This is a genomic window from Pseudomonas sp. S2_F03 (genome assembly GCF_054668335.1).
Window position 1 is genome coordinate 3,533,047 of the sequence record NZ_CP162759.1, and the last position, 12,825, is coordinate 3,545,871.

A 12,825-nucleotide genomic window follows, 5' to 3' on the forward strand; every position below is an offset into this window, starting at 1 on the left:
CTCCTACAGGTTCGATGGTCAACACAACAACAAATGTCCCTCTGAGATAACACCCTTGAGCATTCAACCCAGTACCTATTCTCCCGATATCGCCGTGCCGACCGACAAGCGTGTCTTCGGCGGGCGCGATCTGTTTTCCCTGTGGTTCTCCCTCGGCATTGGCCTGATGGTGCTCCAGACCGGTGCGCTGCTGGCGCCAGGCCTGGGCCTGTCCGGTTCGTTACTGGCCATCTTCCTCGGCACGCTGGTCGGCGTTCTGCTGCTGGCTGCGGTCGGCGTGATCGGCAGCGACACGGGCCTGTCGTCCATGGCCGCGCTCAAACTCAGCCTCGGCAAACGTGGCGCGAGCCTGCCGGCCGTGCTGAACCTGCTGCAACTGATCGGTTGGGGCTCGTTCGAAATCATCGTCATGCGCGACGCCGCCAGCCTGTTGGGTGCGCGGGCGTTCAGCGAAGGCAGCCTGCTGTCGAATCCACTGCTCTGGACTTTGTTCTTCGGCGCCTTGGCGACCTTGCTGGCGGTCAGCGGGCCACTCACATTCGTACGGCAAATCCTGCGCAAGTGGGGCATCTGGCTGTTGCTGGCGGCGTGCATCTGGCTGACCTGGAACCTGTTCGCCAAAGCCGATCTGGCCGCTTTGTGGGCGCAGGCCGGCGATGGTTCGATGCCGTTCGCCGTGGGCTTCGACATTGCGATCGCGATGCCGCTGTCGTGGCTACCGCTGATTGCCGACTACTCGCGTTTCGGCAAGCGTGCGAAAAACGTGTTCGGTGGCACGGCCATTGGCTTCTTTATTGGTAATTTCTGGCTGATGAGCCTGGGCGTGGCTTACACCCTGGCGTTCGCGCCGAGTGGTGAAGTGAATGCCTTGCTGTTGGCGTTGGCCGGTGCCGGCCTGGGTATTCCGCTGCTGCTTATCCTGTTGGACGAGTCGGAAAACGCCTTCGCCGATATTCACTCGGCGGCCGTTTCCAGCGGGATTCTGTTGCGCTTGAAAGTCGAGCATCTGGCGCTGGCCATCGGCGTGATCTGCACGCTGATCGCCTGCCTGGCGCCACTGGCCCAGTACCAGAATTTCCTGCTGTTGATCGGTTCGGTGTTTGCGCCGCTGTTCGGCGTGGTGTTGGTGGATCACTTCATCCTGCGCAAACGCAGTGCCCAAGTCGCGTCAGCCGCATTGCGCTGGCCGGCGTTGCTCGCCTGGCTGGGCGGGGTGAGCACCTATCATTTGCTGGCCAATCTGTATCCGGACATCGGCGCAACCCTGCCGTCATTGATTCTGGCAGGGCTGCTGCAACTGGTATTGGGCCGAGCCTTCAGTTACGGCCGGGAAACAGCTCGGGCTTGATGATGCCGTTCAGGCGTGGGTAAGGGATCTTCAGTTCGATATGGCCCAGCGCGTAAGGCGCAATGGTGCTGGTTTCGTACTTGAGGATCACCCCGCCGTAGGTCAGCGCCACGTTCTGGGTTTTCTGGAACGGCCAGCTCTTCACGAACTCTGGTTCCTGATCGAGCTTGGTGCTGATCAACCAGCTGTTATGCGCGACTTGTGCCGCCTTCCAGAACGCCTCTTCCTGACCCGGAACCAGCATGTCCGACAGCGTCAGCACTTTGTGCTGCTGGCGTGAATAGTTGATAAAGCTGCGGCCCGGCGTGCCATGCGCGCCGCCGGTGTCCAGGTAGCTGGAAAACTCGACGATCACCAAGCCGTCATGCTGCTCACGTACCTTGGCTTGCAAATAGCTGCTGGTGCGCGGGCTGGCCGTGCGCAAAAACTCATCGCGATAGGCTGCCAGCGTCGGTGCCACCGGGGCGTCCGGTGAGGTGCGCGTCAATAGCAGCAAGCGTTTTTCGACGATGCCGTCCAATTGCGGTTCGGCGGGAAAGTGCACGGTATCGATGTTCACCAGCGGGCAATCGGGGGTGGTGCAACCCGGTTTCAGGGTTTCGGCGGCATCGCGGGTCGTTTCCAGCGGCGCCCGGTAGTTGGGCTGAAACAGACTCTGGCAGGCGCCCAGCGTCAGGGCGATTGCGGCCACGGAGGCGATTTTAAAAAGCGACATGGGCGTCCTTTGTAAAACAGGGGAAGGCAAAAAGTTATCCGCTTCGACTATCAACGAAGCAGTCAGTTCGCCACTAAGCTAATTAGAGTTGGTTTCGCCCTCACCGTCTATCCCGCTGACGGGAAAGGGGCTGCATCAAATGTCGCGGGCGCGTTAGGATGGCGCGAAGTCGAGGTTGCAAGTCACAAAAAGGAACCTCGTAACGGATTTGCAGTAAAGAGGATTGTCATGACTGATTTTGCCAACGCCATTCCGACCGCCGTGGATATCGTGCGGCGCGAAAAATGCTACGAAGGCTTTTATAAGCTCGACCGTGTGCATTTGCGCCACGAACTGTTCGCCGGTGGCATGAGTCGCGAAATCAATCGTGAAGTGTTTGTTCGCCACGATGCGGTATGCGTACTGCCGTACGATCCGCAGCGCGACGAAGTGGTGCTGATCGAACAGTTTCGCGTCGGCGCCATGGGCAAGACCGACAACCCGTGGCTGATCGAACTGGTCGCTGGTCTGATCGATAAGGAGGAAGTGCCGGAAGAAGTTGCTCACCGTGAGGGGCAGGAGGAAGCTGGGCTTGTGTTCGGGGCGCTCTGGCCGATGCTCAAATATTTCCCGTCGCCGGGCGGCAGTAACGAGTTTGTGCACCTGTTCCTGGGGCGCTGCGAAACCACCGGGGTTGGCGGCCTGCATGGGCTGGAGGAAGAAGCTGAAGATATCCGCGTCACGGTCTGGGCGTTCGAAGATGCCCTGCAAGCCGTGCGTGACGGACGAATTGCCAACGCGGCCAGCATCATTGCCTTGCAATGGTTAGCTTTAAACCGCGCTGAAGTGAGGGGGTTATGGTCGTAAACAAGCTGCGCGATCGTTATCGGGTGGACCTTGCGGGGCTGCAAGCTTCCTGCGAGGCCAACTACGCACGCTTGATGCGACTGTTGCCAGACATGCGCGACGAGCCGGCGGCGCGGCGCATTGCCGTGACTCACGGTGAACAGATGCTCGGCGTGCTGGCGCTGGAAGTGGTGCAGGTCTGTCCGTACACCACGACCCTGCAAGTGCGCCAGGAACACAGCCTGCCCTGGCTGCCGGTACCGCAACTGGAAGTGCAGGTCTATCACGACGCCTGCATGGCCGAAGTGGTCAGCGCCGAACATGCCCGGCGATTTCGTGGTGTCTATCCTTACCCGAACGCCTCGATGCATCAGCCGGACGAAAAAGCCCAACTGAACATGTTCTTGGGGGAGTGGCTCAGCCATTGTCTGGCCTGCGGGCACGAGTACGCGGTTGTGCGTTGAGCGCCCTAGTTGTGAACTGCGTCCGGTTCACGGGTTTCCTCTTTTGATCGTCCCCCAGCATAATTGCGGCACCTATCCACACCCGTGATTCAGCCCTGGGAGAACGCCTTGCCGAGCGTATCCACATTGACCACCGCCGATCCGGCGTTGCTGGTGCAACTCTCCGACAGCCATTTGTTCGCCGAAGCGGACGGGACGTTGCTGGGCATGAACACCCGGGACAGCCTGCAAAAAGTGATCGAATTGGTGCAGCTTCAGCAGCCGCATATCGACTTGATCATTGCCAGTGGCGATCTCTCCCAGGACGGAACGCTGGAGTCTTATCAGCTATTTCGCGACCTGACACGGCAACTCGACGCCCCGGCGCGCTGGATTCCCGGCAATCACGATGAACCGATGATCATGGCCGAGGCCGCAGTGCAGAGCGCATTGCTGGAGCCGGTGGTGGACGTCGCCAATTGGCGGGTCACGCTGCTGGATTCCGCCGTGCCGGGTTCAGTGCCGGGCTATTTGCAGGATGAGCAGTTGCAGTTGCTGGCTCGATCACTGAGTGAGGCGCCGGATCGGCATCATCTGGTCTGCTTCCACCATCATCCGGTGTCGATCGGATGTGCCTGGATGGAGCCGATCGGGTTGCGCAACCCTGAGGCGTTGTTTGCGGTGCTCGATCGTTTTCCGCAGGTGCGGGCGGTTTTGTGGGGGCATGTGCATCAAGAGATCGATCAGCTGCGTAAGGGCGTTCGCCTGATTGCCTCGCCGTCGACCTGCATTCAGTTCGAGCCGGGCAGCGATGATTTCAAGGTCGGGGAGCAGGCGCCGGGGTATCGCTGGTTGCGGTTGTTGCCCGATGGGCGGATCGAAACCGGTGTCGAACGGGTCACCGGGTTTGATTTTCAGGTTGATTACGGCTCCAACGGCTACTGAGTTTTTGGGTGCATATCCGTTGCTGCGGTAACGGCGGCTTAGGGTTTCGCCCTTACGGCGACTCACTTTTTTTTCAAACGCCAAAAAAAAGTAAGCAAAAAAAGGCTCGCCCCGAGCGTCCGGCCCCTCGCTGGGGCTCGGCGTTCCTTCGCTCCGGTATTCATCCGGGGACACTGCCCTCCGGTCGGCTTCGCTTCGACCTACATGCAGCGTGTTCGACTGCGTCGAACGGCGCTGCGCGCCACTCCCCGGATGAACACCTCCACTCAGCCTCCCGAAGGGGCGGGTGGATCAAGATCAAGGGCTGCAGGCGAGCTAACGCTCGGCCTGATGAGTGGTGAGAAGCGGCCGGTTTACTCATTCCCTGTAGGAGCATGGCTTGCCAGCGATGGCGGCCTGACAGCCGACCGATATCTTGCTGATGTACACCAATCCCCTGTGGGAGCTGGCTTGCCAGCGATGGCGGCCTGACAGCCGACCAATTTCTAGCCGATGTACATCATTCCCTGTAGGAGCGAGCCTGTTCGCGAAGGCGGGCTCACTGGCGGCGCTGTTTAATGGTCAGCAAAAATTTCAGAACCTTCCCGCGATATTTTCAGGTTGTCCGTCGGACGTGGCATCTCTGACCTTTGGTCTGTCGCTGACACATTCAGCGATCGGGCTTCGCGGTCCGTTTTCTCAGGCATAATCGCCCCCGCCTAACGACAGCGCTTTTGGCTGTCTGTCGTTTCGTGTCATGGCGGCTGTGCGCGGGATACCTTCGGGTATGCCGAGTTGCCAGAGGATCGGTCCGCGAACCTGCGTACAGCTGCCACCCAAATTGCTTCGCGGTAATTTGTAAGTGGCTCCACTCTTCCTCTGGAGTACTGCTATGTTCAAACCAACTCCCAATCCCCCCACCCGCAAACCCAGCACGATGTACATGATCGTCCCCGACATGGACACGGAAAGTCTTTTGGCCCATTCCTGTGAATCACTGGCTTCGGCGAGTGTGATGGCCAGCGATTTTGCGGCGCGTCTGCTTGGGCCTGACCGGCATACGGCGATGGCAATTCAGCAGCTGGTCATGCTGGCCGAACTGGCGGTGAATCGGGCGCTGGATAACGTCGATCCGACGTAACTGTTGGACCGAGTCATCGTTCTTCGCGAGCAGGTTCCCACAGGGGATTTGTCTACGACGCCAATCCATTGTGGAAGCGGTCTTGCTCGCGAAGGCGTCAGTACAAACACCTCGAATCCCGAGGATATCCCCGATCCCCCCATCTCCCTGTAAACTGCGCCTCTTTACCCGACGCACAGGGAGCTCAAATGTCCGGTTCGATCCTTTATATCCACGGTTTCAACAGCGCGCCGGCCTCAAAAAAGGCTACGCAGTTGATGCAAGTGATGGACCGGCTGGGCTTGAGCGATCAACTGCGTGTCCCGGCCTTGCACCACCACCCACGCGAAGCCATCGGTCAGCTGGAGCAGGCGATTGAAGAGCTGGGGCGGCCACTGCTGGTCGGCAGCTCACTCGGCGGCTACTATGCCACTCACTTGGCCGAGCGCCATGGCCTCAAGGCTTTGCTGATCAACCCTGCCGTCAGTCCGCACCGGATGTTCGACGGGTTCCTGGGAACGCAGAAAAACCTGTATACCGATGAGACTTGGGAAATGACCCACGACCACGTGACGGCCCTGGCCGAGCTGGAAGTGCCGGCGCCCCAGGACCCGCAGCGGTATCAGGTGTGGTTGCAGACCGGCGACGAAACGCTGGACTATCGCCTGGCCCAGCAGTATTACCGAGCCTGTGCCTTGCGCATTCAGGCCGGCGGCGACCATAGTTTCCAGGGCTTTGCCGCACAACTGCCGGCAATGTTGAGTTTTGCCGGTATCGGCGCAGATTTGTATCAGGCGATCGATTTCACAGCACTGTGAACCGTCGCCTCTATTTCACGAACATTTGACGACGAGACCCCATGGCCACTCCCAGCGCTAGCTCTTATAACGCAGACGCCATCGAAGTCCTCTCGGGCCTCGACCCGGTGCGCAAACGCCCCGGCATGTACACCGACACCAGTCGGCCGAACCACCTCGCCCAGGAAGTCATCGACAACAGCGTCGACGAAGCCTTGGCCGGGCATGCGAGCTCGGTGCAAGTCATCCTGCACGCCGATCATTCCCTGGAAGTCAGTGACGACGGCCGTGGCATGCCGGTGGACATTCACCCTGAAGAGGGTGTTTCCGGGGTCGAACTGATCCTCACCAAGCTGCACGCGGGCGGCAAGTTTTCCAACAAGAACTACCAGTTCTCCGGCGGTCTGCACGGGGTGGGTATTTCGGTGGTCAATGCCTTGTCGACCGAAGTCCGGGTACGCGTGAAGCGTGACGGCAACGAATACCAGATGACGTTCGCCGATGGTTACAAGAAAACCGAGCTGGAAGTGATCGGCACGGTCGGTAAACGCAACACCGGGACCAGCGTGTTCTTCGCACCGGACCCGAAATACTTCGATTCGCCGAAATTCTCCATCAGCCGCCTCAAGCACGTGCTCAAGGCCAAGGCTGTTCTGTGCCCGGGGTTGCTGGTCAGTTTTGAAGACAAGGCCACCGGTGAAAAAGTCGAGTGGCATTACGAGGATGGCCTGCGCTCCTACCTGGTAGACGCCGTCAGCGAATTCGAACGCCTGCCGGACGAACCGTTCTGCGGCAGCCTGGCCGGTAATAAAGAAGCGGTCGACTGGGCGCTGTTGTGGCTGCCGGAAGGTGGCGACGCGGTTCAGGAAAGCTACGTCAACCTGATTCCGACGGCCCAGGGCGGCACCCACGTCAACGGTTTGCGTCAGGGCTTGCTCGATGCGATGCGTGAGTTCTGCGAATTCCGCAGCCTGCTGCCGCGCGGCGTGAAGCTGGCGCCGGAAGACGTGTGGGAGCGCATCGCCTTCGTTCTGTCGATGAAAATGCAGGAACCGCAATTTTCCGGCCAGACCAAAGAACGCCTGTCGTCCCGTGAAGCGGCGGCGTTCGTTTCCGGTGTGGTCAAGGACGCCTTCAGCCTGTGGCTCAACGCCAACCCGGAAACCGGCATGCTGCTGGCCGAACTGGCGATCAACAACGCCGGCCGTCGCCTCAAGGCGAGCAAGAAGGTCGAACGCAAGCGCATCACCGCAGGGCCGGCGCTGCCGGGAAAACTGGCCGATTGCGCTGGGCAGGACCCGATGCGTTCCGAGCTGTTCCTGGTGGAAGGTGACTCCGCCGGCGGTTCCGCCAAGCAAGCACGGGACAAAGAGTTTCAGGCGATCCTGCCGTTGCGCGGCAAGATTCTGAACACCTGGGAAGTCGACGGCAGCGAAGTGCTGGCCAGCCAGGAAGTGCACAACATCGCCGTGGCCATTGGCGTCGATCCGGGCGCCGCAGACATTAGCCAGCTGCGTTACGGCAAAATCTGCATTCTCGCCGACGCCGACTCCGACGGTCTGCACATCGCCACGTTGCTGTGTGCCTTGTTCGTCCAGCATTTCCGCCCGCTGGTCGATGCCGGCCATGTCTACGTCGCCATGCCGCCGCTGTACCGTATCGACTTGGGCAAAGAGATTTACTACGCCCTGGACGAAGCCGAGCGCGATGGCATTCTCGATCGTCTGGTCGCCGAGAAGAAACGCGGCAAGCCGCAGGTCACCCGATTCAAAGGCCTGGGTGAAATGAACCCGCCGCAGTTGCGCGAAACCACCATGGACCCGAACACTCGGCGCCTGGTGCAACTGACGCTGGAAGACTTCGAGGCGACCTCGGAAATGATGGACATGCTGCTGGCGAAGAAACGCGCCGGTGACCGCAAGTCCTGGCTCGAATCCAAGGGCAACCTGGCCGAGGTTCTTGGTTGATGCGGCTTGGCTTTGCCCTGGCGTGTGCGTTACTGCTGACCCCGGTTTTGGCTTCTGCCGAACCGGCACCAGAGTTGCGCGTGGTCGCCGAGCATCCGATTGACGGCATGCCCGGCGGCAACCTGTCGGGGCTGGCTCAGTGCGGCAAAGACCTGTGGACAGTTTCCGATCGCGACGACGATCAAATCTACCGTCTCGATACCCGCGACACGGTCTGGCAGGCTGAAACCGTGCGCATCGGTGTGCCGCCGGTGCCGGACAGCGGTTTGCCCTGGGGCTTGCGTTCGCGGGCCTGGGCGGCGTCTTTCGTACGTGGCGGCGACCTGGATTTCGAAGCCATTACCTGTGACGGCGCCGGCAATCGCTACATTGTCAGCGAAAGCCATGCGGCCGTCCTGCAAGTGCCGCTCACGGGGCCGGCGACCTGGCTGAACATTTCGCCGATGCTGGTTCGCGAAGCGCGGGCCAGTGGCATGCTGTTGCAATTCAATGCACTGTTCGAGGGTTTGGCGATCAATCCGGCGGGTGATCAGATGTGGTTCGCTGCCGAGCGCCAAAGCCGCGGATTGTTGACGATCAAGCGCAAACAAACGGTATGGGACTGCGACGGTGGCTGTGTGCTGCTGAGCGAGGCGGGCATGGAAATGCAGCCGCCGCAATTTCCCAATGCCAAACCGGTATCTCGGGATTTTTCCGATATATCGTTGTTCAACGGCAAACTGTTCACCCTTGAGCGCAACGCGTACCAGATTTGCCGCCGCGATCTGCAAACGGTGAAAGTCGAGCGTTGCTGGTCGTATGCGGCAGAACTGCTGCAGGCCAACCGTCGTTATCCACAGAACTATGGGCTGGAAGAAGCGTTGGTCGTGGACGCTGACGGTGTCTGGATCGGTGTCGACAACAACAACGGTGCTCGCGCCGATGGCGAAAGTCGCCCGGTGGTCTGGCGCTTCGCGGTGCCTGAAGGTGGTTGGAGCGCCAAGCCGTGAGCCAGCAAACGCCGGGCAAACGCGCCGGCCGGGTCATGTTGGTGCTGGCCTGGTGTGCCGCGCTGTTTCTGGCGACACGGTTTTTCGGGCAATGGGAGGAGCGCCAGCAAAACCCCAATGTGGTGGTCAGCTCGGAACAGGGTGAAGGTTTTATCGAAGTGAAGCTGGTCAGCAATAGCCAAGGGCATTTTGTGGCCAGCGGCGCAATCAACGGCCACCCGGTGGATTTCATGCTCGATACCGGGGCGACGGATGTGTCGATTCCGGCCAGCGTGGCCGAAGGGCTGAAACTGGAACAAGGCTTCGGGGTGACCCTGAGCACGGCCAATGGTCTGAGCGAGGGCTACCGCACCCGCATCGACCGGCTGCAACTGGGCGATATTGTGCTGCGTGATGTTCGCGCGCTGGTCGCGCCAGGACTGGAAGGCAAACAGGTGCTGCTCGGCATGAGTGCACTGAACAAACTTGAATTTACCCAGCGCGGTGGCACCATGTTGCTGCGCCAGACAACGAACCGATGAGGCCCGCATGAGCGACTCCCTTGATCTCAGCCTGGACGGTGTAGAACGCCGGTCACTGGCTGACTTCACCGAAAATGCCTACCTCAATTATTCCATGTACGTGATCATGGACCGTGCCTTGCCGCATATCGGCGACGGCCTGAAACCGGTACAGCGGCGCATCATCTACGCGATGAGCGAGTTGGGGCTGGACGCCGATTCCAAGCACAAGAAATCGGCGCGTACCGTCGGTGACGTGCTCGGCAAGTTCCACCCGCACGGCGACTCGGCCTGCTACGAAGCCATGGTCCTGATGGCCCAGCCGTTCAGCTACCGCTACACGCTGGTCGACGGTCAGGGTAACTGGGGTGCACCGGATGATCCCAAGTCGTTCGCGGCCATGCGTTACACCGAGGCGCGCCTGTCCCGTTACTCCGAAGTGCTGCTCAGCGAACTGGGCCAGGGCACTGCGGACTGGGGCCCGAACTTCGACGGCACCCTCGACGAGCCGCTGGTGTTGCCAGCACGTTTGCCGAACATCCTGCTCAATGGCACCACCGGCATCGCCGTGGGCATGGCCACTGACGTGCCGCCGCATAATCTGCGCGAAGTCGCGACAGCCTGCGTGCGTTTGCTCGATGAGCCCAAAGCCACGGTCGAACAGCTCTGTGAACACATCCAGGGCCCGGATTACCCGACCGAAGCGGAAATCATCACCCCGCGCGCCGACCTGCTGAAAATGTACGAAACCGGCAAGGGCTCGGTGCGTATGCGCGCCGTGTACCACATCGAAGATGGCGACATCATCGTGACCGCGCTGCCGCATCAGGTCTCCGGTGCCAAGGTGCTGGAACAGATCGCCGCGATGATGCAGGCCAAGCCGTCCAAGGCGCCGCAGATCGCTGACCTGCGCGACGAATCCGACCACGAAAACCCGTGCCGGATCGTGATCATTCCGGGCGCACGCAAAAACTTTGACCACGACGCACTGATGCAGCACCTGTTCGCCAGCACCGAGCTGGAGTCGAGCTACCGGGTCAACATCAACATCATCGGCCTGGACGGCAAGCCGCAGCTGAAAAACCTGCGTGCGCTGCTGGTCGAGTGGCTGGAGTTCCGGGTTCAGACCGTGCGTCGCCGCCTGCAATTCCGCCTCGACAAGGTCGAGCGTCGCTTGCACCTGTTGGACGGTTTATTGATTGCCTACCTCAACCTGGATGAAGTGATTCACATTATCCGGACCGAGGAGCATCCAAAAGCCGCCCTGATCGCGCGTTTCGCCCTGAGCGAAATCCAGGCCGACTACATCCTCGACACCCGTTTGCGTCAGTTGGCACGACTGGAAGAGATGAAGCTGCGTGACGAGCAGGATGAGTTGCTCAAGGAGCAAGCCAAGCTGCAAGCCCTGCTGGGCAGCGAAACCAAGCTGAAAAAGCTGGTGCGCACCGAGCTGATCAAGGACGCCGAAACCTATGGCGACGACCGTCGTTCGCCGATCGTCGAGCGGACCGAGGCCAAGGCCCTGACCGAGCACGATCTGCTGCCGAACGAGAAAGTGACCGTCGTGCTGTCGGAAAAAGGCTGGGTTCGCTCGGCCAAGGGGCACGAAATCGACGCCACCGGGCTTTCCTACAAGGCCGGGGACGGGTTCAAGGCGCTGGCGGCCGGTCGCTCCAACCAGTTTGCGGTGTTTATCGACTCCACCGGGCGCAGTTATTCGGTGGCGGCGCACACCCTGCCGTCGGCTCGCGGCCAGGGCGAACCGCTGACCGGTCGTCTGACGCCACCACCAGGCGCAAGCTTCGAATGCGTGCTGATGCCGGAAGATGATTCGCTGTACGTGATTGCCTCCGACGCCGGTTATGGCTTCGTGGTCAAAGGTGAAGACTTCCAGGCCAAGAACAAGGCCGGCAAGGCACTCTTGAGCCTGCCGAGCAACTCGAAGGTCATTCTTCCGCGCCCGGTGGCCGATCGCGAGAACAACTGGCTGGCTTCGGTGACGACCGAAGGTCGCCTGCTGATCTTCAAGATCAGCGACCTGCCACAATTAGGGAAGGGCAAAGGCAACAAGATCATCGGGATCACCGGTGAGCGTGTGGCCAATCGCGAAGAATATGTGACGGACATCGCCGTTCTGCCGGAGGGTGCCACTTTGGTGCTGCAGGCTGGAAAACGTACCTTGTCACTGAAAGCGGACGACCTCGAACACTACAAAGGTGAGCGTGGGCGTCGTGGTAACAAGTTGCCGCGGGGCTTTCAGAGGGTAGATGCGCTGCTCGTCGAAAACCTCAATTAAGCGTCCTAGAGGCCTCGATCTACGATTTAACGCGTAGATCGACGCTTTGGCGCTGGAGTCGGAACGCATATTCACGGATGATATGGCCTTTCAAGCGCCGGCGTGGTCGAGCGTTCTTCATATTTATTGAGTATTTTCACTGTGGTTAGCCTTGTGGCAATCACCTGGATGGGACGATGACTGCTCTGCGCCTTCCTTTTATTTTGATGCTCGCCGGCGTTCTTGGCCTGGCGGGTTGCAGCGTTCACCAGCCGGTGTCGCTGTATCAACTGGACAGCGGAAGCCCGGTTGCACCTGCGCAAAGCGCGGGTATGGCGGTATTGTTGGGCCCGGTAACGGTCGCCGATTACCTGCAACGTGAAACCTTGTTGCAGCGTCAGCCCGATGGCAGTCTGCAAGCGTCGACGGATGGTCGTTGGGCGGGTAGCTTGTCCTCTGACATTGATCAGCTGTTGCTGCGTCAGGTCGCCGGTCATCTGGACAGTCAGCGTGTTGTGCTGGCGCCCGCCACAACCGGTTTCACGCCAGATGTCCAGGTACTGCTGACGATTACTCGCCTGGATTCGGGCGCGTCGCAACCGGCCATCCTGGATGCGCAATGGCGTTTGATCGACCGTCGTGGTCAGGTTCGCGATAACCGCATCATTCACCTGCAAGAGCAGCACGCGGGTGGTACGGCAGCGCAGGTACAGGCCCAAGGCGTGTTGTTGCAGCGCCTGGCCGAGCAATTGTCGGTGGCGCTCAAACCATTGGCCAATCAGCCGCCAATCGCGGAAGCACCAAAAAAGCCGGCGGCCAAGCCTGTGGCTCCAGCGGCCGAGCAAGAGAAACAGCCGAAGATCCCGATGGCATCGCCAATCCGGACCGATATGGAAGTGTTCAGGTTCTAAGTCTGGATTGA

At 60.2% G+C, this 12,825-nt stretch carries 11 protein-coding genes and 1 pseudogene; 11 read left to right on the forward strand and 1 reads right to left on the reverse strand.

The window, feature by feature from the left end; genetic code table 11:
• Window positions 1–55: 55 nt before the first annotated feature.
• Window positions 56–1,348 carry a putative hydroxymethylpyrimidine transporter CytX gene (cytX, locus tag AB4N76_RS16530; protein ID WP_046028362.1) on the forward strand — a complete coding sequence of 431 codons (1,293 nt, stop codon included), beginning with the start codon at window positions 56–58 and terminating at the stop codon, window positions 1,346–1,348.
• Here the strand turns inward: cytX and AB4N76_RS16535 are convergent.
• Complete coding sequence (locus AB4N76_RS16535; RefSeq protein ID WP_046028364.1) at window positions 1,317–2,063, reverse strand: RsiV family protein; 747 nt, start codon at window positions 2,061–2,063, stop codon at window positions 1,317–1,319. The two genes, cytX and AB4N76_RS16535, sit on opposite strands and share 32 nt — an antisense overlap.
• 228 nt (window positions 2,064–2,291) lie before the next feature.
• On the opposite strand from AB4N76_RS16535, the gene AB4N76_RS16540 reads away from it, so the two are divergent.
• The 10 genes and pseudogenes from AB4N76_RS16540 (at window position 2,292) to AB4N76_RS16585 (ending at window position 12,814) form a co-directional block, all read left to right on the forward strand.
• Window positions 2,292–2,909: an NUDIX domain-containing protein gene (locus AB4N76_RS16540; protein ID WP_046028366.1), complete on the forward strand. Its 618-nt coding sequence runs from the start codon at window positions 2,292–2,294 to the stop codon at window positions 2,907–2,909.
• The gene (locus AB4N76_RS16545; protein ID WP_046028368.1) at window positions 2,900–3,352 is read left to right on the forward strand and encodes a DUF1249 domain-containing protein; all 453 of its coding nucleotides are present in this window, start codon (window positions 2,900–2,902) and stop codon (window positions 3,350–3,352) included. The genes AB4N76_RS16540 and AB4N76_RS16545 overlap by 10 nt, the downstream gene beginning before the upstream one ends.
• A gap of 108 nt (window positions 3,353–3,460) precedes the next feature.
• Complete coding sequence (cpdA, locus tag AB4N76_RS16550; protein ID WP_077432361.1) at window positions 3,461–4,276, forward strand: 3',5'-cyclic-AMP phosphodiesterase; 816 nt, start codon at window positions 3,461–3,463, stop codon at window positions 4,274–4,276.
• Between the two features lie 901 nt (window positions 4,277–5,177).
• Window positions 5,178–5,396 (forward strand): annotated as a pseudogene (locus tag AB4N76_RS16555) (DUF6124 family protein); the annotation flags it as partial.
• Window positions 5,397–5,584: 188 nt separating this feature from the next.
• Entirely contained in the window at window positions 5,585–6,193 is a 609-nt protein-coding gene (locus tag AB4N76_RS16560; protein WP_046028375.1) for a YqiA/YcfP family alpha/beta fold hydrolase, read from the forward strand.
• A 41-nt stretch (window positions 6,194–6,234) separates the two neighbouring features.
• Entirely contained in the window at window positions 6,235–8,139 is a 1,905-nt protein-coding gene (gene parE, locus AB4N76_RS16565; protein ID WP_109785429.1) for a DNA topoisomerase IV subunit B, read from the forward strand.
• Window positions 8,139–9,128, forward strand: a complete 990-nt coding sequence (locus AB4N76_RS16570) for an esterase-like activity of phytase family protein (RefSeq protein ID WP_460163261.1) — start codon at window positions 8,139–8,141, stop codon at window positions 9,126–9,128. Before parE ends, AB4N76_RS16570 begins: the two co-directional genes overlap by 1 nt.
• Window positions 9,125–9,649, forward strand: a complete 525-nt coding sequence (locus AB4N76_RS16575) for a retropepsin-like aspartic protease family protein (protein ID WP_046028379.1) — start codon at window positions 9,125–9,127, stop codon at window positions 9,647–9,649. Before AB4N76_RS16570 ends, AB4N76_RS16575 begins: the two co-directional genes overlap by 4 nt.
• A gap of 7 nt (window positions 9,650–9,656) precedes the next feature.
• Window positions 9,657–11,924 (forward strand): DNA topoisomerase IV subunit A, encoded by a 2,268-nt coding sequence (gene parC / locus AB4N76_RS16580; protein ID WP_046028380.1) that lies wholly within the window; start codon window positions 9,657–9,659, stop codon window positions 11,922–11,924.
• A 176-nt stretch (window positions 11,925–12,100) separates the two neighbouring features.
• A complete protein-coding gene (locus tag AB4N76_RS16585) occupies window positions 12,101–12,814 on the forward strand; it encodes a PqiC family protein (protein WP_046028381.1) in 714 nt (237 codons plus the stop codon).
• Window positions 12,815–12,825: the final 11 nt, after the last annotated feature.